General features: G+C 59.7%; 20 protein-coding genes. 16 read left to right on the top strand and 4 right to left on the bottom strand.

The window, feature by feature from the left end:
* Positions 1 to 474: 474 nt before the first annotated feature.
* The 11 genes from ACIPZE_RS22345 to ACIPZE_RS22395 all read left to right on the top strand — a co-directional run bounded on the left by ACIPZE_RS22345 (position 475) and on the right by ACIPZE_RS22395 (position 14,548).
* Positions 475 to 1,878, top strand: coding sequence for a polynucleotide adenylyltransferase PcnB (locus ACIPZE_RS22345; protein WP_283438696.1), 1,404 nt, complete (start codon positions 475 to 477; stop codon positions 1,876 to 1,878).
* Positions 1,879 to 1,881: 3 nt separating this feature from the next.
* Positions 1,882 to 2,367 (top strand): 2-amino-4-hydroxy-6-hydroxymethyldihydropteridine diphosphokinase, encoded by a 486-nt coding sequence (gene folK, locus ACIPZE_RS22350; RefSeq protein ID WP_129395542.1) that lies wholly within the window; start codon positions 1,882 to 1,884, stop codon positions 2,365 to 2,367.
* Positions 2,368 to 2,765: 398 nt separating this feature from the next.
* A complete protein-coding gene (panB, locus tag ACIPZE_RS22355) occupies positions 2,766 to 3,566 on the top strand; it encodes a 3-methyl-2-oxobutanoate hydroxymethyltransferase (protein ID WP_129395543.1) in 801 nt (266 codons plus the stop codon).
* Entirely contained in the window at positions 3,563 to 4,423 is an 861-nt protein-coding gene (gene panC, locus ACIPZE_RS22360; RefSeq protein WP_400775332.1) for a pantoate--beta-alanine ligase, read from the top strand. Before panB ends, panC begins: the two co-directional genes overlap by 4 nt.
* Before the next feature lie 150 nt (positions 4,424 to 4,573).
* Entirely contained in the window at positions 4,574 to 4,954 is a 381-nt protein-coding gene (panD, locus tag ACIPZE_RS22365; protein WP_003205654.1) for an aspartate 1-decarboxylase, read from the top strand.
* Between the two features lie 231 nt (positions 4,955 to 5,185).
* The gene (pgi, locus tag ACIPZE_RS22370) at positions 5,186 to 6,850 is read left to right on the top strand and encodes a glucose-6-phosphate isomerase (RefSeq protein ID WP_129395546.1); all 1,665 of its coding nucleotides are present in this window, start codon (positions 5,186 to 5,188) and stop codon (positions 6,848 to 6,850) included.
* Between the two features lie 225 nt (positions 6,851 to 7,075).
* Entirely contained in the window at positions 7,076 to 9,013 is a 1,938-nt protein-coding gene (gene acs / locus ACIPZE_RS22375) for an acetate--CoA ligase (protein WP_400775335.1), read from the top strand.
* Between the two features lie 51 nt (positions 9,014 to 9,064).
* Positions 9,065 to 9,937 carry an oxygenase MpaB family protein gene (locus ACIPZE_RS22380; protein WP_283438700.1) on the top strand — a complete coding sequence of 291 codons (873 nt, stop codon included), beginning with the start codon at positions 9,065 to 9,067 and terminating at the stop codon, positions 9,935 to 9,937.
* A gap of 148 nt (positions 9,938 to 10,085) precedes the next feature.
* Complete coding sequence (locus tag ACIPZE_RS22385) at positions 10,086 to 11,102, top strand: class I SAM-dependent rRNA methyltransferase (protein ID WP_283438701.1); 1,017 nt, start codon at positions 10,086 to 10,088, stop codon at positions 11,100 to 11,102.
* Between the two features lie 198 nt (positions 11,103 to 11,300).
* Positions 11,301 to 14,252 carry a DUF748 domain-containing protein gene (locus ACIPZE_RS22390; protein ID WP_400775338.1) on the top strand — a complete coding sequence of 984 codons (2,952 nt, stop codon included), beginning with the start codon at positions 11,301 to 11,303 and terminating at the stop codon, positions 14,250 to 14,252.
* Positions 14,252 to 14,548 carry a DUF2845 domain-containing protein gene (locus ACIPZE_RS22395; RefSeq protein ID WP_283438703.1) on the top strand — a complete coding sequence of 99 codons (297 nt, stop codon included), beginning with the start codon at positions 14,252 to 14,254 and terminating at the stop codon, positions 14,546 to 14,548. The genes ACIPZE_RS22390 and ACIPZE_RS22395 overlap by 1 nt, the downstream gene beginning before the upstream one ends.
* Positions 14,549 to 14,782: 234 nt before the next feature.
* On the opposite strand, the gene ACIPZE_RS22400 is transcribed toward ACIPZE_RS22395, so the two are convergent.
* On the bottom strand, positions 14,783 to 15,136 hold the full coding sequence (locus ACIPZE_RS22400; RefSeq protein WP_129395552.1) for a BON domain-containing protein: 354 nt from the start codon (positions 15,134 to 15,136) through the stop codon (positions 14,783 to 14,785).
* A gap of 299 nt (positions 15,137 to 15,435) precedes the next feature.
* Positions 15,436 to 15,858 (bottom strand): pilin, encoded by a 423-nt coding sequence (locus ACIPZE_RS22405; RefSeq protein ID WP_283438704.1) that lies wholly within the window; start codon positions 15,856 to 15,858, stop codon positions 15,436 to 15,438.
* Positions 15,859 to 16,084: 226 nt separating this feature from the next.
* Here ACIPZE_RS22405 and pilB point away from each other — a divergent pair, with 226 nt between their 5' ends.
* The 5 genes from pilB to yacG are packed head-to-tail and all read left to right on the top strand — an operon-like array spanning position 16,085 to position 20,696.
* On the top strand, positions 16,085 to 17,785 hold the full coding sequence (gene pilB, locus ACIPZE_RS22410) for a type IV-A pilus assembly ATPase PilB (protein ID WP_400775341.1): 1,701 nt from the start codon (positions 16,085 to 16,087) through the stop codon (positions 17,783 to 17,785).
* A gap of 2 nt (positions 17,786 to 17,787) precedes the next feature.
* Positions 17,788 to 19,005, top strand: coding sequence for a type II secretion system F family protein (locus ACIPZE_RS22415; RefSeq protein WP_283438706.1), 1,218 nt, complete (start codon positions 17,788 to 17,790; stop codon positions 19,003 to 19,005).
* 1 nt (position 19,006) lies between these two features.
* A complete protein-coding gene (locus ACIPZE_RS22420; RefSeq protein WP_283438707.1) occupies positions 19,007 to 19,879 on the top strand; it encodes an A24 family peptidase in 873 nt (290 codons plus the stop codon).
* Complete coding sequence (gene coaE, locus ACIPZE_RS22425; RefSeq protein ID WP_129395557.1) at positions 19,876 to 20,499, top strand: dephospho-CoA kinase; 624 nt, start codon at positions 19,876 to 19,878, stop codon at positions 20,497 to 20,499. The genes ACIPZE_RS22420 and coaE overlap by 4 nt, the downstream gene beginning before the upstream one ends.
* Positions 20,496 to 20,696, top strand: coding sequence for a DNA gyrase inhibitor YacG (gene yacG / locus ACIPZE_RS22430; protein WP_129395558.1), 201 nt, complete (start codon positions 20,496 to 20,498; stop codon positions 20,694 to 20,696). The genes coaE and yacG overlap by 4 nt, the downstream gene beginning before the upstream one ends.
* Before the next feature lie 6 nt (positions 20,697 to 20,702).
* Here yacG and ACIPZE_RS22435 read toward each other — a convergent pair whose 3' ends face one another.
* The gene (locus ACIPZE_RS22435; RefSeq protein WP_007909901.1) at positions 20,703 to 20,918 is read right to left on the bottom strand and encodes a hypothetical protein; all 216 of its coding nucleotides are present in this window, start codon (positions 20,916 to 20,918) and stop codon (positions 20,703 to 20,705) included.
* A 65-nt stretch (positions 20,919 to 20,983) separates the two neighbouring features.
* Positions 20,984 to 21,673: an energy-coupling factor ABC transporter permease gene (locus tag ACIPZE_RS22440; protein ID WP_283438709.1), complete on the bottom strand. Its 690-nt coding sequence runs from the start codon at positions 21,671 to 21,673 to the stop codon at positions 20,984 to 20,986.
* Positions 21,674 to 21,852: the final 179 nt, after the last annotated feature.

A 21,852-nucleotide genomic window follows, 5' to 3' on the forward strand; every position in this document is an offset into this window, starting at 1 on the left:
TCCCCCCACGCCGCCCAGCGGCGCCCCGACCGGATTCTTGAGGAGAGGCGCTGTATTTGGGGCTTGCCCCACGACCAGGCCGAGAACAACAAAAACTGTCCTAAGACAGAGCCTGTACTGGTTGGATCGTAAGATCACTGCAATTCAGCGACCAAAGCAATCCGTTTGCTCTTGGCTCCCGATTGGGAGGGTCATGAAGGTAAAGCTTCATGGCGAGGGCACTCAACAAAAACAAGAAGCCCGAATCAATAATAAAAAGAGCACGCAACTACTTCTTGGGGAGCTTCGGCTCCCCTTGTGGTTTCTCCCTCCCGGCAAAATCCTTCGAATTTCCCTTGCTCGACCCTTGCTGCTTGCGGCTTACAGCTCAAATCTGCCGTGTCCTACACCATCCCCCGACTAAATGCTAGAATCTGCGCCCATCATGCGGTCATTCTTTGGTATGGCCGAACATTCCTTCAAACAGTGCATCCCATGCTGAAGAAGTTGTTCCAGTCATTCCGAACTCCCGTGCGTCGTACGCAACACATCCGCAGCACCCCTGAAGTGCTCAACAGCGGCCAACATTCGCTGCAGAAAACGCAGTTCAGCCGCTATGCGGTGAATATCGTCGAACGTCTGCAAGGTGCCGGTTACCAGGCTTATCTGGTCGGCGGTTGCGTGCGTGACATGCTGCTGGGCATCACGCCCAAGGATTTCGACGTCGCCACCAGCGCCACACCCGAGCAAGTCCGTGCCGAATTCCGCAATGCGCGGATCATCGGCCGTCGCTTCAAACTGGTGCATATCCACTTCGGTCGCGAAATCATCGAAGTCGCGACCTTCCGCGCCAATCACCCGCAAAACGAAGACGACGAAGACAGCAACCAGTCTTCGCGTAACGAGAGCGGGCGGATTCTGCGCGACAACGTTTACGGCACCCTGGAAGAAGACGCGCAACGCCGCGATTTCACCATCAACGCCCTGTATTACGATCCGGTCAGCGAGCGCATCCTCGATTACGCCAATGGCGTACACGACATCCGCAATCACCTGATCCGCTTGATCGGCGATCCGAAGCAGCGTTACCAGGAAGACCCGGTACGCATGCTGCGCGCCGTGCGTTTTGCCGCCAAGCTCAACTTCGGCATCGAAAAGCACACTGTGCAGCCGATCCGTGAACTGGCACCGATGCTGCGCGAGATCCCTTCGGCGCGTCTGTTCGAAGAAGTACTCAAGCTGTTCCTCTCGGGGCACGGCGCGATCACCTTCGAAATGCTCGTCGACCTGCAACTGTTCGCCCCGCTGTTCCCGGCCAGTGCCGACGCGCTGGAACACAACCCGGAATACACCCACACGCTGATCAGCGAAGCGCTGACCAACACCGACCTGCGCATCAAGCAGAACAAACCGGTGACCCCGGCGTTCCTGTTTGCCGCGCTGTTGTGGCCTGCCCTGCCGGCCCGCGTGTTGCGTCTGCAGGAACGGGGCATGCCGCCGATTCCGGCGATGCAGGAAGGCGCGCACGAGTTGATTGCCGAACAGTGCCAGCGTATCGCGATTCCAAAGCGCTTCACCATGCCGATCCGCGAGATCTGGGACATGCAGGAGCGCCTGCCACGTCGCAGCGGCAAACGTGCCGACCTGTTGCTGGACAATCCGCGTTTCCGCGCCGGTTACGACTTCCTGCTGCTGCGTGAGAGCGCTGGCGAGGAGACCGATGGCCTCGGCGAATGGTGGACGGACTATCAGGACGCCAACGAAAGCGAGCGTCGCGACATGATCCGCGACCTCAGCGGCAAGGACGAGGGCGGCAGCGGTGCTCCGCGCAAACGTCGCCGCAGTGGCGGTTCCAAGCGCAAACGCGCCGGCGCCCCGAGCGCTTCGACCGGCGAGTAACGCATGGAACGCATCTACATCGGCATGGGCAGCAACCTCGCTGACCCTGCCGAACAATTGCGCAGCGCCGTCGAGGCGCTGGGGCAATTGCCGCAGACGACCCTCGCCGGTGTTTCCGCCTTCTATCAAAGCGATTCGTTGTTGCCCGGCCAACCGCGTTACACCAACGCGGTTGCCGCGCTCGACAGCGCGCTCGCCCCTCTGCAACTGCTCGATGCGTTGCAGGCGATCGAGAATGATCAGGGCCGCGAACGTCTTGAGCGCTGGGGTCCGCGCACACTGGATCTGGACATTCTGCTGTTCGGCGATCGACTGATCGACGAGCCACGCCTGAAAGTCCCGCATTACCAGATTCAGGAACGCGCCTTCGTGCTCTATCCCCTCGCCGAACTGGCTCCGCCGGAGCTGCGCCTGCCCGACGGCCGCAGCCTTCCCGACCTGCTGGCCGCCTGCCCGTTCGTCGGCCTCGAACGCCTCCCCCAGCCCTGACACTACTCCCCTGTAGGAGCTGTCGAGTGAAACGAGGCTGCGATCTTTTGACCTTCAAAACCAAGATCAAAAGATCGCAGCGTTCCGCAGCGCCTACAGGGAATAGCGTTCGGCATGCAGGATTTTTGTCGGACAAAAAGCCCTCGAATCAGGCCCGTCGTGCCGCTGAATCGCATCAGTAACGCCGGTAACACTCCCCTCGTAACATTGCGGTAACACACGCAATTGACTTCCTGTTGGCTCATCACGACTATAGGCGTCCCGCTGCCGCCAACCCGGCACATACGGGCGCAATCCAGGCCTTATAAGCACGACAAAAGAGCGTGCGCCTGAGTAGATGACGAATCACGCGCGTTACTCGCAGTAGTTTCCAGAGCGCCTGAACGAGGATTTTTTACATGCCAGCCATCACCCTGACCACGCTCCAGAGCCTCAAGCAGAAAGGTGAAAAGATCACCATGCTGACTTGCTATGACGCGACCTTCGCCCAAGCCTGCAACGAGGCTGGTGTCGAAGTGCTGCTGGTGGGCGACTCCCTCGGCATGGTCCTGCAAGGTCATGACAGCACTTTGCCGGTGACCACCGCAGAAATGGCCTACCACACCGCCAGCGTCAAACGCGGCAACACCGACGCGCTGATCCTCGCCGACCTGCCGTTCATGGCCAACGCCACCCTCGAACAAACCATGAGCAACAGCGCCATGCTGATGCAGGCCGGTGCGCACATGATCAAGGTTGAAGGTCAGTTGTGGCTGGCCGAGTCGATCCGTCTGCTCGCCGAACGCGGTGTGCCGGTCTGCGCGCACATGGGCCTGACCCCGCAAGCGGTGAACATTCTCGGCGGCTATAAAGTGCAGGGCCGCAACGAGAACCAGGCGCGGCAGATGCGTGCCGATGCGATCTCGCTGGAACAGGCCGGCGCGGCGATGCTGCTGCTCGAATGCGTACCGAGCGAACTGGCCGCAGAAATCAGTCAGGCAGTGAAGATCCCGGTCATCGGCATCGGCGCCGGTAACGCCACCGACGGTCAGGTGCTGGTACTGCACGATATGCTCGGCCTGTCGATCACTGGCCGCGTACCGAAATTCGTCAAGAACTTCATGCACGGCCAGGACAGCATCCAGTCCGCACTGAAGGCTTACGTCAGCGAAGTCAAAGCCACCACGTTCCCTGGTATCGAACACGGATTCTCTGCATGAACACCGTAAAAACCGTACGCGAACTGCGCGCCGCCGTCGCCCGCGCGCGCAATGAAGGCAAGCGCATCGGCTTCGTGCCGACCATGGGCAACCTGCACAGCGGCCATGTTGCGCTGGTGACCAAAGCCACCCAACGCGTGGACTTCGTCGTCGCGAGCATTTTCGTCAACCCGCTGCAATTCGGCGCCGGCGAAGACCTCGACAAGTACCCTCGTACCCTCGCAGCCGATCAGGAAAAACTTCTTGAAGCCGGTTGCTCCCTGCTGTTCGCGCCGACGGTCGAGGAAATGTACCCCGACGGCATGGCCGGGCAGACCCGGGTCAGCGTGCCGCAACTGTCCGAAGGCCTCTGCGGCGCCAGTCGTCCGGGGCACTTCGAAGGTGTCGCGACGGTGGTCAGCAAGCTGTTCAACATGGTCCAGCCGGATCTGGCGATTTTCGGCCAGAAGGATTATCAGCAACTGGCGGTCATCCGCGCGTTGGTGCATGACCTGAACATGCCGATCCAGATCATTGGCGAGCCGACCGTACGCGCTGCCGACGGCCTGGCGCTGTCGTCGCGCAACGGCTTCCTCAATGAGGAGCAACGCGCGGTGGCTCCGGTGGTCTATCGCTCGCTGAGCAACATTGCCGAGTCGATCAAGCAAGGCGAACGCGACTTCCCGGCGCTGATCAACGCTCAGTTGCAACAACTCGAAGCCGCTGGCCTGCGTCCGGATTACCTGGAAATCCGTCACGCCCTGACCTTGCGTCCGGCGACGGCTGAAGACCGTGACCTGGTGATTCTGGTGGCCGCGTTCCTCGGCACTACACGGTTGATCGACAACCTGCACCTGAATCTCGATACCTCGGTTTAACGGCAAGATCAAAAGATCGCAGCCTGCGGCAGCTCCTACCTATTCGCTCTGTAGGAGCTGCCGCAGGCTGCGATCTTTTGCGTTGTATTGCCGGCCCCAAAGCCTTCGGGCACACTGCCCGCCGTTCGATTCCAACCCGGGAAACCCCTCATGCACGCGATCATGCTCAAGGCCAAACTGCACCGCGCCGAAGTCACTCATGCGGTACTCGACTACGAAGGTTCGTGCGCCATCGATGGCGAATGGCTGGACTTGTCTGGCATCCGTGAATACGAGCAGATCCAGATTTACAACGTCGACAACGGCGAGCGTTTCACCACCTACGCAATCCGTGGCGAAGAAGGCTCGCGGATGATCTCGGTCAACGGCGCCGCCGCGCACAAGGCCAAGGTCGGCGACCGGGTGATCATCTGCGCCTACGCCCACTACAGCGAAGCGGAGCTGGTCAATTTCAAGCCGCGCATGCTCTACATGGCTCCGGGCAATGAGCTGAGCCATACCAGCAATGCCATCCCGGTTCAGCTCGCCTGATCGCGTTATCGCCCCGCTCCCCCTCCGTTGGTCGGCCAGTTCCCGCTCTCGATGTTAAAAAAGTACAGGGATCTGGTCAGACAAAGTCAAGACAGAACGCAGCGCGAGGTTTACTGTATTCGCCCTGTGTCCAGAAATCGTGTCGACACAGTTGGCCCCACGCCCAAACATGGCGTGTCGTGGCTGTTCAGTGTTCAAAAGGCCGTTCAAGTAAAAAGGAAAACCGCAGCGATGGCGTACTACCGCACTCCTCACGACGTTACCGCTCTGCCCGCCTGGCAAGCGTTGAAAGATCACCGCCAAGCCATGCAGGATTTCAGCATGCGCGAAGCCTTCAACGCCGATCCGCAGCGCTTCAATCAGTTCACCCTCAGCAGTTGCGGACTGTTTCTCGATTATTCGAAGAATTTGATCAACGCCGAGACCCGCAACCTGCTGGTGGGTCTGGCCAATGAAGTCGATCTGAAGGGCGCAATCAAAGCGCTGTTCGACGGCGAAATCGTCAACTCGTCCGAAGGCCGCCCGGCGCTGCACACCGCCCTGCGCCGCCCGGTGGGCGACAAGTTGTCGGTCAACGGCGTCAACGTGATGCCGGAAGTCCACAAGGTGCTCAACCAGATCACCGACCTGGTCGGGCGCATTCATGACGGTCTGTGGCGTGGCTACACCGAGAAGCCGATCACCGACGTGGTCAATATCGGCATCGGTGGCTCGTTCCTCGGCCCTGAGCTGGTCTCCGAAGCGTTGTTGTCGTACGCGCAGAAAGGCGTGCGTTGCCACTATCTGGCGAACATCGACGGCAGCGAGTTCCACGAACTGACGCAAAAACTGCGTGCCGAAACTACGCTGTTCATCGTTTCGTCGAAGTCCTTCAACACCCTCGAAACCCTGAAGAACGCTCAGGCCGCACGTGCCTGGTACCTGGCGCAGGGCGGTTCGGAAGCCGAGCTGTATCGTCACTTCATCGCCGTTTCGAGCAACAACGCCGCTGCCGTGGCGTTCGGTATCCGCGAAGAAAACATCTTCCCGATGTGGGACTGGGTTGGCGGTCGTTATTCGCTGTGGTCGGCGATCGGTTTGCCGATCGCCCTGGCCATCGGCATGTCCAACTTCAAGGAACTGCTGTCCGGTGCCTACACCATGGACCAGCATTTCCAGACCGCGCCGTTCGAACAGAACATGCCGGTGCTGCTGGCGTTGCTCGGTGTCTGGTACGGCAACTTCTGGGGCGCGCAAAGCCACGCGATCCTGCCGTACGACCACTACCTGCGCAACATCACCAAGCACTTGCAACAGCTGGACATGGAATCCAACGGCAAGAGCGTGCGTCAGGACGGCACCGCCGTGTCGACCGATACCGGTCCGGTGATCTGGGGCGGCGTCGGCTGCAACGGTCAGCACGCCTACCACCAGTTGCTGCATCAAGGTACCCAACTGATTCCGGCCGACTTCATCGTGCCGATCGTCAGCTTCAACCCGGTCTCCGACCACCACCAGTGGCTGTACGCCAACTGTCTGTCGCAGAGCCAGGCGCTGATGCTCGGCAAGACCTTGCCGGAAGCCGAGCAAGAGTTGCGCGACAAGGGCATGAGCGAAGAGCAGGTGCACAAACTCGCACCGCACAAGGTGATCCCGGGCAACCGTCCGAGCAACACCCTTGTGGTTGAACGCATCAGCCCGCGTCGTCTCGGCGCACTGGTGGCAATGTATGAGCACAAAGTGTTCGTGCAAAGCGTGGTCTGGGGCATCAACGCCTTCGACCAGTGGGGCGTGGAACTGGGCAAGGAACTGGGCAAAGGCGTCTACAACCGTCTGGTTGGCAGCGATGAAAGCAACGCTGACGATCCGTCCACTCAGGGCCTGATCAACTACTTCCGCGGTCGTCACCGCGGTTGATTGGATGGCTCGGCCCACAGGCTTTGGCTCAACCCAAATCCTTTGGGCACAGAGATCCTTTGTAGGAGTGAGCCTGCTCGCGATAGCGGTGTATCAGTCAGCGTTGATGTTGAATGACACACCGCTATCGCGAGCAGGCTCAGTCATCAGGTTACCTATCCGGCTTGAACCCTTTGCACTCTCGGCGCATCTTTATTCTTCGCACAACAAGAATAAGGAACCGTCATGTTCGATATCAGCACGTTCCCCAAAGCCGATGCCGTCCGCCGGGCTGCTCAGTTGAGTCAGGACGACTATCAGCGCCTGTACCGCGAATCCATTGAACACCCCAGCACCTTCTGGGCCGAACAGGCCACGCGCTTCCTCGACTGGAGCACGCCGTGGCAGACCGTTCAGCGCTACGACCTGAAAACCGGTGAAGCCGCCTGGTTTGCCGGGGGCAAACTGAACGTCAGCTACAATTGCATCGACCGCCACCTGGAACAACGCGGCGAGCAGACCGCCCTCCTTTGGGAAGGCGACGACCCTGCCGAATCAGCGCAAATCACTTACAAAAAACTCCACCACCATGTCTGCCGACTGGCCAACGTGCTGAAAAGCCGTGGCGTGAAGAAAGGCGACCGGGTGTGCATCTACATGCCGATGATCCCCGAAGCCGCGTACGCCATGCTCGCCTGTTCGCGGATTGGCGCGATCCATTCAGTGGTGTTTGGCGGATTCTCCCCGGATTCCCTGCGTGACCGCATTCTCGATGCCGACTGCCGCACCGTGATCACCGCCGACGAAGGCGTACGCGGCGGCAAGTTCGTGCCGTTGAAACAGAATGTCGACAAAGCCCTGCAAAGTTGCCCGGACGTCAGCACCGTGGTGGTGGTCGAACGCAGCCAAGGCAAGGTCGACTGGGTCGAGGGCCGCGACCTCTGGTATCACCAGGCCGTGCGCGATGTCAGCGACGATTGCCCGCCGGAGCCGATGGACGCCGAAGACCCGCTGTTCATCCTCTACACCTCCGGCAGCACCGGCAAACCCAAAGGCGTGCTGCACACCACCGGCGGCTATTTGCTGCAAGCCGCGATGACCTTCAAGTACGTGCTCGATTACCGCGACGGCGAAGTGTTCTGGTGCACCGCCGACGTCGGTTGGGTTACCGGCCACAGCTACATCGTCTACGGCCCGCTGGCAAACGGCGCGACCACGTTGATGTTCGAAGGCGTGCCGAGCTACCCGAGCAGCTCACGATTCTGGCAGGTGATCGATAAACACAAGGTCAACATTTTCTACACCGCACCCACCGCCCTGCGTGCGTTGATGCGCGAAGGGGCCGAACCGTTGAAGGAAACGTCGCGCGCCAGCCTCAGATTACTCGGCAGCGTCGGTGAGCCGATCAACCCGGAAGCGTGGGAATGGTATTTCAATGTGGTCGGCGAACAACGCTGCCCGATTGTCGATACCTGGTGGCAGACCGAAACCGGCGGCATCATGCTCAGCCCGCTGGTCAGCGCCCAACGGATCAAACCGGGCTGCGCTACCCAGCCAATGTTTGGCGTGCAACCGGTGCTGCTCGACGAGCAAGGCAAGGAAATCAAAGGCGCTGGCAGCGGCGTGCTAGCGATCAAGTCGAGTTGGCCGGCACAGATCCGCAGCGTCTACGGCGACCCGCAGCGAATGGTCGACACTTATTTCAAACCCTACCCCGGTTACTACTTCACTGGCGACGGCGCGCGCCGCGACGAGGACGGTGATTACTGGATCACAGGGCGCATCGACGATGTGATCAACGTCTCCGGCCATCGCATCGGCACCGCCGAAGTGGAAAGCGCGCTGGTGCTGCACGACAGCATCGCCGAGGCCGCTGTGGTCGGTTACCCGCACGACGTCAAAGGCCAGGGCATCTACGCCTTCGTCACGCCCATGAATGGCGCCGAGCCGAATGACGATCTGAAGAAGGAACTGCTGGCCCACGTCAGCAAGGAAATCGGCAGCTTCGCCAAACCGGACCTGATCCAGTGGGCGCCGGCCTTGCCGAAAACCCGCTCAGGCAAGATCATGCGGCGCATCTTGCGCAAGATCGCCTGCAACGAACTCGACAGCCTCGGTGACACCTCGACGCTGGCCGATCCGAGTGTGGTGCAGGGTTTGATCGACAAGCGCCTCAATCAGTAACACTTCGGGCGCGGCCAACCGGTCGCGCCCGCCCATCTTCACAGAGTGGTCATGGAATTCATCCGCAGTCGCATCGAACAGCAACTCATGAGCCTGACCGGGTTGTCCCTCGGCCAACTCGACCTGGAAAATCCCAAGGGCGATCCCGGCCTGTTCGGCCCCGACTCGATCAGTTGGCAGGTGCACGGCGATTTCAGCAGCATGTTGATCGGCGGCATCAGCGCATTATTGCTGCAAGCCCTGCATCCACTAGCGCTGGCTGGGGTTTGGGATCATTCGAACTTTCGCCAGGACATGCTCGGACGCTTGCGCCGCACCAGTCAGTTTGTCTCCGGCACCACGTTTGGCTCCAGGCGTGATGCCGACTGGTTGATCGAGAAAGTCCGCACCATTCACCTGCAAGTGGTCGGCACCGCGCCGGATGGCCGACCTTATGCGGCGAGCGATCCGGACCTGCTGACGTGGGTGCACGTGGCCGAGGTCAGCAACTTTCTCGGCGCCCATTTACGTTATCGCAATCCGCAGTTGTCCGTTTCGGATCAGGATCGTTACTACGCGGAAATCGCCGTGGTCGCCGAACGTCTGGGCGCACGCGATGTGCCCAAGTCGCGGCTGGCTGTGGCCGAATATCTGCAAGGCATGCGCCCACAGTTGCTGTGCGATGGCCGCAGCCGTGAAGTCTTGCGCCTGTTATTGGCCGCGCCGGCGCCGAGTGCTCTGGCGCGACCGTTTGGCGATCTGATGATGAAGGCGGGGATTGATCTGCTGCCGGACTGGGCCAGCGACATGCTTGATGTCCGCCAGAGCTCGTTGCAACGTCAACTGATTCGCGCCAGCGTCAAACGCAGCGCGCCCATGCTGCGCTGGGCGATGCGCAATGGCTCGGTGCAACGTGCCAAACGCCGGATGGGTTTGATCACCTGAAAGCATCGCGAGCAGGCTCACTCCTACAGGAGATTCGTATGCAACATAACTCCCTTGTAGGAGTGAGCCTGCTCGCGATGGTAGCCACTCGATCGCTCGCCAAGCTGATAAACTCCCGCGCCCCCATTCTCTCCAGCAAGGCGCATGCATGTCTTCCTTGAATCAGGCGCTGCGCGCCGCCCTCGATCAACGCCAGGATTTGCTGGCCGAGCTGCACCGCCAGGGCACCGATTGCTATCGGCTGTTCCACGGCAGCCAGGAAGGCGCCGGCGGTCTGACCATCGACCGCTACGGTCCGCAATTGCTGGTGCAGAGCTTTCACCAGACGCTGGAGCGTGACGAACTGCTGCAACTGCACGGCATGGTCAACCAGACCCTGGGCCTGGAAACCCTGCTGGTCTACAACGACCGCTCCCGTGGCAATTCGCGCATTGATCGTGAAGACAGCGTCTATAAAGCCGACGACGCGGCGCTGGCCGATCTCGTCGGTCACGAATGGGGCCTGAATTATCGCGTGCGCGGACGCCACGCCGGACAGGATCCGTTGCTGTTCCTCGACCTGCGCAACACGCGCGGCTGGGTCAAGGATCACGCCAAAGGCAAAAGCGTACTCAACCTGTTCGCCTACACCTGTGGCGTTGGCCTCAGTGCGGCAGCCGGTGGCGCGCGTGAGGTGTGCAATTTGGACTTCGCCGAAGGCAACCTGGCGGTCGGTCGCGAGAACGGTCTGCTCAACCCGCAATTGCCCGAGATGCAATTCATCCAGTCCGATTACTTCCCGGCGATCCGCCAACTCGCCGGCCTGCCGATCAGTCAGCGCCGCGGGCAGAAGCTGCCGAGTTATCAACGCCTCGATCAGCGTCAATACGATCTGGTGCTGCTCGATCCTCCGGCCTGGGCCAAAAGCGCGTTCGGCACCGTCGACTTGCTGCGCGACTATCAGAGCCTGCTCAAGCCAGCGCTGCTGACCACCGCCGACAATGGCGTGCTGATCTGCTGCAACAACCTGGCGAAAGTCAGCATGGACGACTGGCGCGAACAAGTCCTGCGCTGCGCCGAAAAGGCTGGCCGCCCGGTGCGTGAGTGGAGTGTGATGACCCCGGGTGCGGACTTCCCATCCATGGATCAGCAACCGCCACTGAAAACCCTGATCCTGCAGCTATAAGAAGATCCCTGTAGGAGCTGCCGAAGGCTGCGATCTTTTGATTTTGTCTTTTTTAAAACAAGATCAAAAGATCGCAGCCTTCGGCAGCTCCTACACAGTCGTGCATATTTCCAGACAAATCTGAACAATCCTGACCCAAGCGATGTACTTCGGAACCAGAATCGCGTGCCATACTCCAAGGCACTCCGATTCAGACAGATGAAGCCGCACATGCCCAAAGGATTGATTCGCGCAATAGGCGCCTTGTTGACTGCTCTGGCCCTTTACAGCCTGCTGGGGTTTCTGATTTTGCCGGGCATTGCCCTGCGCGTGGCCAACCAGCAACTGGCTAACTACGCCACGGTGCCGGCACACATCCAGCGCATCGAGCTCAACCCGTTCAGCCTTGAGGTCACCCTGTGGGGTCTGGTCATTGGTGAGCCGGGCAAGGAGCAGGTCGGTTTCGAACGCCTTTACGCCAACCTGCAAATCGACAGCCTGTGGACAAAAGCGCTACACCTGTCCGACATCGAGCTGGACAAACCGAAGAGCGAAATTCTCTTCGCCAAAGACGGCAAGCTCAACCTGCTCGGCCTGTTCAATGTACCGCCAAGCGAACCGACACCGACCGATCCGAACGCCAAACCCTTCCCGCTGCGCATCGACAACATCAAACTCGCCGGCGGCGTCGTGCACTTCCAGGATGTGCGTCCCAGCGAGCCCATCGAATTCCTCTACGACGACTTGAGCTTCGAGCTGAAAAACCTCAGCACCTTGCCCGAAGACAGCGCCGACATGACTCTGGTCGCCATCGGCCCTGCGGGCGGGCGGATCGACTGGAGCGGTAATTTCAGCCTGATCCCGTTCACCTCCGAAGGCACCCTGAAAGTCACCGACGGCAAGATGAAAGCGTTCTGGCCTTACGTGCGCGACTCGGTGCCGCTGGTGCTCGAAGACGGCGTGATCAGCCTCAGCACTGAATACAAACTCAATCTGTCGAAACAAACCGAACTGCTGCTGAACAACGTCGCGGTGAGCATCGCGCCTTTCGCGATCAAGGCTCCGGACGGGCGCCAGCTGGCGAAACTCGAACGCCTCGACGTCAGCGAAACCAGCGTTGACCTGGCCAAACAGCAGGTAGTGGTCGGCAAGATCCGCAGCCAGAAACTCGAAACCTGGGCCGCGCTGGAAGCCGACGGCCAACTGGACTGGCAAAAACTGTTCGCCAGCCAACCGTCGAAACCCGCCGCCAAAGCTGCTGCCGAACCGGCCAGTACACCGGCCGCCGCAGATTCGCCGAAAGCCGAACCGACAGCGCCGAGCAAACCGTGGCAGGTACTGCTCAAAGACGTGCAGTTGCGCAACTACACCGTCCATTTGGCTGATCGCTCGGCGAATCCGCCGGTGGCGCTGGATATCACGCCGCTGAACGTCGACCTGGAGGGTTTCGACAGCCTCAACGGCTCGCCCTTCAAGCTCAAGCTCGACAGCGGGCTGGGCAAGCAAGGCAAGATCAGCGCCGACGGCACGGTCAATCTGGCGCCGGTCAACGCTCAGCTCAACGTCAAGACCCAGGACATCGACCTGCGTGTCGCGCAGTCCTACATCAATCCGTTCATTCGCCTGGAACTGCGCAGCGGCATGCTCGGCAGTGATCTCAAGGTCAATCTCAAGAGCACCGCACCGTTGGCGCTCAGCGTGACCGGGCGTGCACAGATCGATCAACTGCACACCCTCGACACCCTGAAAACCCGCGACTTCCTCAAGTGGCAGCAAGTGGTGGTCGAAGGCCTGAACTATCAACACGGCGACAGCCTGTCGATCGACAAGGTCAATCTGTTCCAGCCGTATGTGCGGTTCATGATCAACGACGATCGCACCACCAACATCGACGACCTGCTGATCCCGCAACCCGCCGACGGTGGCGCAAAAACCGCCGCGGCCAAATCAGCCAGCAAAGACAAGCCGCTGGGCATTCACATTGGCGCTATCGCGATCAATGACGGCTCGGCCAACTTCGCCGACTTCAGCCTGACACCGAACTTCGCCACTGCCGTGCAGCAACTCAACGGTCAGATCGGCACCATCGACAGCCGTCAGGCGAAACCGGCCAGCGTCGACATCAAAGGCAAGGTCGACCGTTATGCGCCAGTGACCATCAAGGGCGCGGTCAATCCGTTCGACCCGATGGCCAGCCTCGACATCGCCACCAGTTTCAAACGCGTCGAGCTGACCACCCTGACCCCCTACTCCGGCAAGTTCGCCGGTTACCGGATCCGCAAGGGCCGGCTCAATCTCGACCTGCATTACCTGATCACCAAGGGCCAGCTCAAGGCCGAGAACAAAGTGGTGGTCGAGCAACTGCAACTCGGCGAAAAAGTCGACAGCCCGGACGCCGTCAGCCTGCCGCTGAAACTGGCGATCGCCTTGCTCAAGGACGTCGACGGCAAGATCTCCATCGAATTGCCCGTCACCGGCGACTTGAACAATCCGCAGTTCAGCGTGATGCCGATTGTCTGGCAGACCCTGCGCAACCTCATCGTCAAAGCCGCTGCAGCACCCTTCAAGATGATTGGCGGGCTGATCAGTGGCGGCGGCTCGGAAGACCTTGGCACCGTGTCGTTTGCGCCCGGCTCCAGTGACCTGAGCAAAGATGCTGAAGCGGCGCTGGTGAAACTCTCCCAGGCGCTGAAGGAGCGCCCGGCCCTGCGCCTGGAAATCGAAGGCACAGCCGCCAAAAGCAGTGACGGACCGTTGCTCGCCGAGCAACGCCTGGAACGTGAATACCAGTACAACTACTACAAGATGCTCCAGCGCCGTGGCGACAAGGTGCCGGCTCAAGCGTCCTTGCTGCAAGTGCCGGACGGCGAGAAAGGTCCGCTGCTCGAAGGCATTTATCGCACCCGTCTGAAAACCCAGCCACCGGCCGAATGGAAGGATCTGGGCAAGGAAGAACGTACGGCAAAAATGCGTGAAGGCATCATCCAGTTCTGGAGCAGCAGTGATGTACTGCTGCGTCAGCTCGGTCAGGACCGCGCCAGCAGCATCAAGGATTATCTGGTCGACAAGGGCCAACTCGCGGATGACCGGGTGTATTTCATCGACGCCAATCTTGGTGAAGCCGAAAGCGATGGCCGGGTGGTGACGCAAATGCATCTGGATGCCGAATGATGAACAGCAAATGGATCGCTGCGCTGGCCCTGACGCTCGCGGCCGGTCACGCATCGGCGTCCGATACCCTGCGCTGTGGCAGTCAGTTGGTCAGCCTCGGCGACCGTTCCAGCGAAGTCCTGCAGAAGTGCGGCGAACCGGTGGGGCGTGATGTATTGGGCTACAAGCGCAGCGCCAATCGCCGCGAGGAGTTTCAGGTCGAGGAATGGACGTACGGGCCTAACAACGGCATGTACCAATACCTGCGCTTTGAAGGCAATCGACTGCGGCAGATCAACAGCAAACGCGGTAACTGAAAGAGCAAAAGATCGCAGCCTGCGGCAGCTCCTACATTGGAATGCGTTTCCCTGTAGGAGCTGCCGCAGGCTGCGATCTTTTGCTTCTAGGAAATAGAACAAGCCCCGACACAAGTGGCGGGGCCTGTAATGGCTACATCCGTGTAACCGTTCGCATGAACTCTAAAGTTGCGGCAGACGTATGGCTCGGCCCGTCTGTCGCGCCCTCTCCCGGTCCAGGCGAGAAGTCATGCCTTACTCGGCTTTCAGGCCGTCAGCGGAGACCGCTTTGACGCCTTTGATTTTCTTGGTGATGTTCACTGCGGTGGTTTTCTGAGCTTCGGTGATCGCTACAGTCGACGACAGCGACACAACGCCTTTGTTGGTTTCTACTTTGATGTCGGTGCCTGGGATGCCTTTTTCGGTCACCAGGTCGCTTTTGACTTTGGTAGTGATCCAGGTATCGGAAGTACTTTCTTTAGCCTTGGTCATTTCACCGGCGGCCAGGGTCATAGGAGCCTGGGTAGCCTGGGTGGTTTGTGCGAAAGCGCCGGTCATGGTCAGGGTCAGCGCGGTAGCAGCAGCGGCAGTGATAGCGAACTTCTTCATACGAGTAACTCCTGTTTTTCTGGAAAGTCTGCTGTGTGTCTTGTCAGCAGGGTTACGGTAGATATTGCGAACGCTGTGCCAACTTTTTCAAAGAGATAAAATCGTTATAAATCAAATAGTTACTAATAACGCAAATTTTCGGATTCATGCAATTTGCATGACTGCGGATTAAATCGCATGCAAGTTGCGGTTTTTTGGAAAGTTCCTAACACGCTGAAATTATTGAAGCTTTTGTGAAGTGCCGGGCAATGAAAAATGCCCCGCAGTGCGGGGCATTTGGTTCAGCTCCAAAACGCGGATCATGTACCGCTGGCGGTGCAGCCTTTTGGCGAATAATCCGGGGATACCGTAGTACCGCAAGACCAGCCGTTGGCAGCGGTACGGGTCAGCGTAATGGTTTTGCCCAGCACAGGGGCCGGAGCATTGGCGATCGTGCAAACAATTGTGCCCGCGCCATCGGCAGCAGTGCCCGAAGCGGTCAGCGCGCAGTTGGATGTGGTGGTGCCGGCATCCCCTTTGACCAGAGCGAGCGTCGGGTTGGTACCTTGATTGATGGTGTCTTCGAACGGCACTTTCAGTGCGCTAATTTCCGCCAGGCCCGCCGTTACCTTGGATCGCGCCTGATATTTGGAGTACTGCGGCAAGGCGATGGTCGCCAGAATGCCGATGATCGCCACAACGATCAGCAGCTCGATCAGAGTAAAACCTTGTTGTTTTTTCATAGACACGCTCCATGCATGAGTCGAAATCTCATGATCTGAACAAGGATCAGCACAGCCCATGCCAACGCCGTCCAGGCCCCGTGCATTGGCCGGGAAGCGCAAGCAACGCCGTTTCCTACAACCTGCAACCGCACTATCTGACACTTTTTGTCACCTGCACCTGACGTGTTTGGCGCTGTCACTTGACTAGGCTATAAGTCATGAACTGCTAGCGTGCGGAATCCCCATGAATGACATCGCTCTGAGCGGTCTGGCCAAGCAATTGGTGCAGGCCGAACTGCTTACGGAAAAAAGCGCCCAGCAGGCCTGGCAGCAGGCCCAGCGCAATCGGCTGTCGCTGGTCAGTTATCTGGTGCAGAACAAACTGGTGAAGAGCTCGCAGGTGGCGGAAATCGCCTCGGAGCATTTCGGTATGGCGTTCCTTGATCTCAATTGCCTGGACAAGGAAACCCAGCCCAAGGGACTGGTCAGCGAAAAACTCGTGCGCCAGCATCACGCCCTGCCCTTGTGGCGGCGCGGAAACAAGCTGTTCGTGGGCATTTCCGACCCGAGCAACCATCAGGCGATCAACGACATCCAGTTCAGCACCGGGCTGAGTACCGAAGCCATTCTGGTCGAGGACGACAAACTCACCGAAGCCATCGAAAAATTCTTCGACACCCACGCCAGTGGCCTCGAAGACATGGCCGATGTCGATCTCGACGGCCTTGATGTCGAAGCCATCGACGACAGCAAGCAGGACGCCATTGCCGGACTCGACGCCGACGATGCGCCGGTGGTGCGTTTCGTCCACAAGATGCTGCTCGACGCGATCAAGAGCGGCTCGTCCGACCTGCACTTCGAACCTTACGAGAAGAACTATCGAGTGCGCGTGCGCACCGACGGCATGCTGCGCGAAGTGGCCAAGCCACCGATCCAGTTGGCCGGGCGCATTGCCGCGCGCCTGAAAGTCATGGCCAGCCTCGATATCTCGGAACGGCGCAAACCGCAGGACGGGCGGATCAAGATGCGCCTGTCGAAGAGCAAGTCGATCGATTTCCGGGTCAACACGCTGCCGACCCTGTGGGGCGAAAAAGTCGTGATCCGGATTCTCGACCCGTCCAGCGCGCAGATCGGCATCGATGCCCTCGGCTATGAACCGGCGCAGAAAGACCTGTACATGGCTGCACTCAAGCAACCGCAAGGGATGATCCTGGTCACCGGCCCCACCGGCTCGGGCAAGACCGTGTCGCTGTACACCGGCCTGAATATCCTCAACACCGTCGACATCAATATTTCCACCGCCGAAGACCCGGTGGAGATCAACATGGAAGGCATCAACCAGGTCAACGTCAATCCCAAGCAGGGGCTGGACTTTGCCCAGGCTCTGCGCTCGTTTCTGCGACAGGATCCGGACGTGATCATGGTCGGCGAGATCCGTGACCTGGAAACCGCCGAGATCGCCATCAAGGCGGCGCAGACCGGTCACCTGGTGCTGTCGACCCTGCACACCAACAGCGCCGCGGAAACCCTGACCCGTTTGCACAATATGGGCATCCCCGGTTTCAACATCGCCACGTCGGTCAGCCTGATCATCGCCCAGCGTCTGGCGCGCAAGTTATGCAGCCACTGCAAGAAAGCCATCGAGATCCCTCGCGAAACCCTGCTCAAGGAAGGTTTCCCCGAGGAACGCATCGGCCATTTCACGATCTACGAGCCGCTCGGTTGCGATCACTGCAACGGCGGATACAAGGGTCGAGTGGGGATTTATGAAGTGGTGAAAAACACACCGGAGCTGCAACGGCTGATCATGGCCGAGGGCAACTCGCTGGAAATCGAAAGCCAGATGCGCCGCGACGGCTTCGACGACCTGCGCACCTCAGGGCTGCACAAGGCCATGCAAGGCATCACCAGCCTTGAAGAAATCAACCGGGTCACCAAGGACTGAACATGGCGGTCAAGGCAGCGAAAATCAGCATCTATGCCTGGGAAGGCACGGACCGCAAAGGCAGCAAGGTCACCGGGGAACTGAGCGGGCAAAACCCCGCACTGATCAAGGCGCAGCTGCGCAAACAGGGGATCAACCCTGGCAAGGTGCGCAAGAAGTCCGCCTCTTTGCTGAGTTTCGGCAAACGCATCAAGGCGCAGGACATCGCCCTGTTCACCCGCCAGATGGCGACCATGATGAAGGCCGGCGTGCCGCTGTTGCAGTCGTTCGACATCATTGGCGAAGGCTTCGAAAACCCGGCCATGCGCAAACTGGTGGACGACGTGAAACAGGAAGTCGCGGCCGGTAACAGCTTCGCCACGGCCCTGCGCAAGAAGCCGCAATATTTCGACGAGTTGTATTGCAACCTCGTCGATGCCGGCGAGCAGTCCGGCGCCCTCGACACGCTGCTCGAGCGGGTCGCGACCTATAAGGAGAAAAGCGAACGCCTGAAGGCCAAGATCAAGAAAGCCATGACCTACCCGACGGCGGTGTTATTGGTCGCGGCCGTGGTGACCGGGATTCTGCTGGTAAAAGTGGTGCCGCAATTCCAGTCGGTATTTTCCGGTTTCGGCGCCGAGCTGCCCGCCTTCACCCTGATGGTCATCAGCCTGTCGGCGTTCATGCAGCAATGGTGGTGGGCGATCCTCGGCGTATTGGTGGTGGCGATTTTCGGCACCCGTCATGCGCTGAAAACATCTCAGGCCTTGCGCGACCGCAAAGACACCTGGCTGCTGAAACTGCCTCTGGTCGGCACGCTGCTGTACAAGTCCGCCGTCGCCCGCTTCGCCCGCACCCTGTCGACAACGTTCGCCGCCGGTGTGCCGCTGGTCGAGGCGCTCGACTCGGTTGCGGGTGCCACCGGCAACGTGGTGTTCAAACGCGCGGTGCTGCGGATTCGTCAGGACGTCTCGACCGGTATGCAGCTGAATTTTTCCATGCGCTCCACCGGGGTCTTTCCCAATATGGCCGTGCAGATGACCGCGATCGGCGAAGAGTCCGGTGCGCTGGACGAGATGCTCGACAAGGTCGCCGGGTTTTACGAAGAGGAAGTGGATAACATGGTCGACAACCTCACCAGCCTCATGGAGCCATTCATCATGGTGGTGCTGGGGGTGATCGTCGGCGGGCTGGTCGTGGCCATGTACTTGCCGATCTTCCAACTCGGCTCAGCGATCTGACATGCCTATCGACGAACTGTTTGCCCTGTATCCGCTGGCCTTTGTTTGCACCGCGTTGCTGCTCGGCCTGGTGGTCGGCAGCTTCCTCAACGTGTTGATCTGGCGTCTGCCGAAAATGCTCGAGCGCGATTGGCGTCAGCAGGCCCACGACGTATTGGGCTTGCCTGCCGAACCACCGCTGCCCACCTACAACCTGATGCTGCCGCACTCCGAATGTCCGCATTGCGCGCATCGAATTCGCGCGTGGGAAAACATTCCGCTGCTCAGTTATCTGGCGCTGCGCGGACGTTGCTCAGCCTGCGCGGCAGCGATCAGCAAACGTTATCCACTGACCGAACTGGCCTGCGGCTTGCTCTCGGCATTCATCGCCTGGCATTTCGGTTTTGGCTGGCCGGCCGCTCTGCTGATCTTCCTCAGCTGGGGGTTGCTGGCGATGAGCTTGATCGACATCGAGCATCAACTGCTGCCTGATGTGCTGGTGCTACCGTTGCTGTGGCTGGGTCTGATCGTCAACAGTTTCGGGCTGTTCGTGCCGCTGCATGACGCGTTGTGGGGCACCGTCGCCGGTTACATGGCGCTGTGGTCGGTGTTCTGGCTGTTCAAGTTGCTGACTGGCAAGGACGGCATGGGCCATGGCGATTTCAAGCTGCTGGCGTTGTTCGGCGCCTGGGGCGGTTGGCAGATTCTGCCGCTGACCATCCTGTTGTCATCGCTGGTCGGCGCGGTGATCGGGGTGATTCTGTTGCGTTTGCGCGCGCAGGAAACCTCGACGCCAATCCCTTTCGGCCCCTATCTGGCAATTGCCGGCTGGATTGCCATGCTCTGGGGTGGTCAAATAACCGACTTCTATTGGCAGTTTGTCGGTTTGAAATGAATACCCCTGTGGAAAAACCCTGGATTCTCGGCCTGACCGGCGGCATTGGCAGCGGCAAAAGCGCGGCGGCCCAGCACTTCATCGACCTTGGCATCCATGTTGTGGATGCCGATCATGCGGCGCGCTGGGTGGTCGAACCGGGACGTCCGGCGCTGGCGAAGATTGCCGAACATTTCGGCCCCGGCGTGTTACAAGCTGACGGCACACTCGACCGTGCGGCCTTGCGCAAACTGATTTTCGAGATTGCAGAGGAGCGCCGCTGGCTTGAAGCCCTGCTGCATCCGTTGATCGCCGAAGAGATCGCCCATCATCTGGCGCTGGCAAAATCGCCTTACGCGATTCTGGTTTCGCCGCTGTTGATCGAGTCCGGGCAATACGCGATGACCCAGCGCATCCTGGTCATCGATGCCCCGCAACAACTGCAGATCGAACGCACCTTGCAGCGTGACCAGACCAGCGAGCAGCAGGTTCAGGCAATCCTCAAGGCGCAATCAAGCCGTGAAGACCGTGTGAGCCGTGCCGACGATGTGGTGGTCAACGACCGCGACCTCGCTTGGCTGCAGAGCGAAGTCGAGCGTCTGCATCACTTTTACCTGACTTTATCCGGAGGCCAAGCATGAGCCAGATCCCCACCGTTGAATGCCCAACCTGCGGCGCCCCCGTGGAATTCACGCCTGAAAGCGAATTTCGTCCATTCTGCTCCGCGCGCTGCAAACTGATCGACCTCGGCGCCTGGGCCTCTGAAGAACACAAGATTCCAGTCGCACCGGATGCCGAGGACGAAATGTTTTCCGGGGACTTCGACCCGCGTCACTGATCCCGTTCAGGGGCGCATAAAGCCGTAGTCCTGATCGTCGTCGAGGTTTTCCGCGAGAAAGCGCAATTCGTCGGCCAGGTCTTCGGCGTTGCGCACGGCCTTGCTTTGTTGCACCACCGCACTGAGCAAAGCGCGCAAACTCAAGCCGGGGTCAAACCCCACCTCCTGCGCCATGTCCAGACTTTGCCGGGTTTCCTGCCTCGCCCACTCGTAAACACTCATGCCGCCGCTCCTGAAGGGATTTGCGCGAGCATGAAATTTCCCGTGGATGGCCGGTTTGATGTGGATCAAGACTTCCGATCGTCGTCCTTCCACGGCGCCGAAAGGTAGCGGGTGCGGTTGAAGGTCTCCAGCCATTCCGGGCAGAACACCACCAGGGCGCTGATGACCATGCCGTTGATGAACGCCTCGGGGAAAATGATCAGCCACAGGTAACCGATGAAGTCCTCGAGCCATTCCGGCATGGCGAAGAGACCGTCGTACCAGAGCAGCGTCAGGCTCAGCAGCAGGCAAAACAACGCCGACAGCGCGGCAGCCAGAAACCCCGAACAGAAAATATAAACGAAGGGATTACGCGGCTGCGCACGTTCGACCAGAATCGCCACGCACTCGGTGATCAGCACGGGCAGCAAAATAAACAATGAGCCGTTGACCCCCATCGCCGCGAGATCCTGGCGCCCGAGCAACACCAGACCGATTTGCGCCACCAGCCCGCCGACAATCGCCAAGGGCCAGTCCAGCAGCAAGGTCACCGCCGTCATACCGATAAAGTGATACGACACGCCGGTGTCGAAATCCCTGCGCACCAGCCACAGCAGAAACAACGCGAACACCGTGCCGAACAGCAGGTGTTGACGACGACTGTCACTGAACAATTCGAGCCACGGCACCCTCAAGACCGCCCAGAGCAGCGCCGGCAAGTAAATCAGCCAACCGAATGTCAGACTTGCCGTCGAAAGCAGTTCAGCCCCAATCATGACTCCCTCACCCTCCATCGACATTACCCTATAGGAGCTGCCGCAGGCTGCGATCTTTTGATCTTGTTCTTTTTACAGTCAAAAGATCGCAGCCTTCGGCAGCTCCTACAAGGCCGAGGTGAACGGGCGGTGCAAGCAAAGCTTTCAGCTTGTCGCATTTGGACGCTAAGCTTGGGCTT

Origin of the sequence: Pseudomonas sp. NPDC089741 (assembly GCF_044748825.1) — a bacterium.
GTDB lineage: Bacteria > Pseudomonadota > Gammaproteobacteria > Pseudomonadales > Pseudomonadaceae > Aquipseudomonas > Aquipseudomonas helmanticensis.

Excerpts from the sequence above, each read along its gene's own strand:
- ACIPZE_RS22345 (WP_283438696.1), top strand. The coding sequence starts at position 475 with ATGCTGAAGAAGTTGTTCCAGTCATTCCGAACTCCCGTGCGTCGTACG.
- folK (WP_129395542.1), top strand. The coding sequence starts at position 1,882 with ATGGAACGCATCTACATCGGCATGGGCAGCAACCTCGCTGACCCTGCC.
- panB (WP_129395543.1), top strand. The coding sequence starts at position 2,766 with ATGCCAGCCATCACCCTGACCACGCTCCAGAGCCTCAAGCAGAAAGGT.
- panC (WP_400775332.1), top strand. The coding sequence starts at position 3,563 with ATGAACACCGTAAAAACCGTACGCGAACTGCGCGCCGCCGTCGCCCGC.
- panD (WP_003205654.1), top strand. The coding sequence starts at position 4,574 with ATGCACGCGATCATGCTCAAGGCCAAACTGCACCGCGCCGAAGTCACT.
- pgi (WP_129395546.1), top strand. The coding sequence starts at position 5,186 with ATGGCGTACTACCGCACTCCTCACGACGTTACCGCTCTGCCCGCCTGG.
- acs (WP_400775335.1), top strand. The coding sequence starts at position 7,076 with ATGTTCGATATCAGCACGTTCCCCAAAGCCGATGCCGTCCGCCGGGCT.
- ACIPZE_RS22380 (WP_283438700.1), top strand. The coding sequence starts at position 9,065 with ATGGAATTCATCCGCAGTCGCATCGAACAGCAACTCATGAGCCTGACC.
- ACIPZE_RS22385 (WP_283438701.1), top strand. The coding sequence starts at position 10,086 with ATGTCTTCCTTGAATCAGGCGCTGCGCGCCGCCCTCGATCAACGCCAG.
- ACIPZE_RS22390 (WP_400775338.1), top strand. The coding sequence starts at position 11,301 with ATGAAGCCGCACATGCCCAAAGGATTGATTCGCGCAATAGGCGCCTTG.
- ACIPZE_RS22395 (WP_283438703.1), top strand. The coding sequence starts at position 14,252 with ATGAACAGCAAATGGATCGCTGCGCTGGCCCTGACGCTCGCGGCCGGT.
- ACIPZE_RS22400 (WP_129395552.1), bottom strand. The coding sequence starts at position 15,136 with ATGAAGAAGTTCGCTATCACTGCCGCTGCTGCTACCGCGCTGACCCTG.
- ACIPZE_RS22405 (WP_283438704.1), bottom strand. The coding sequence starts at position 15,858 with ATGAAAAAACAACAAGGTTTTACTCTGATCGAGCTGCTGATCGTTGTG.
- pilB (WP_400775341.1), top strand. The coding sequence starts at position 16,085 with ATGAATGACATCGCTCTGAGCGGTCTGGCCAAGCAATTGGTGCAGGCC.
- ACIPZE_RS22415 (WP_283438706.1), top strand. The coding sequence starts at position 17,788 with ATGGCGGTCAAGGCAGCGAAAATCAGCATCTATGCCTGGGAAGGCACG.
- ACIPZE_RS22420 (WP_283438707.1), top strand. The coding sequence starts at position 19,007 with ATGCCTATCGACGAACTGTTTGCCCTGTATCCGCTGGCCTTTGTTTGC.
- coaE (WP_129395557.1), top strand. The coding sequence starts at position 19,876 with ATGAATACCCCTGTGGAAAAACCCTGGATTCTCGGCCTGACCGGCGGC.
- yacG (WP_129395558.1), top strand. The coding sequence starts at position 20,496 with ATGAGCCAGATCCCCACCGTTGAATGCCCAACCTGCGGCGCCCCCGTG.
- ACIPZE_RS22435 (WP_007909901.1), bottom strand. The coding sequence starts at position 20,918 with ATGAGTGTTTACGAGTGGGCGAGGCAGGAAACCCGGCAAAGTCTGGAC.
- ACIPZE_RS22440 (WP_283438709.1), bottom strand. The coding sequence starts at position 21,673 with ATGATTGGGGCTGAACTGCTTTCGACGGCAAGTCTGACATTCGGTTGG.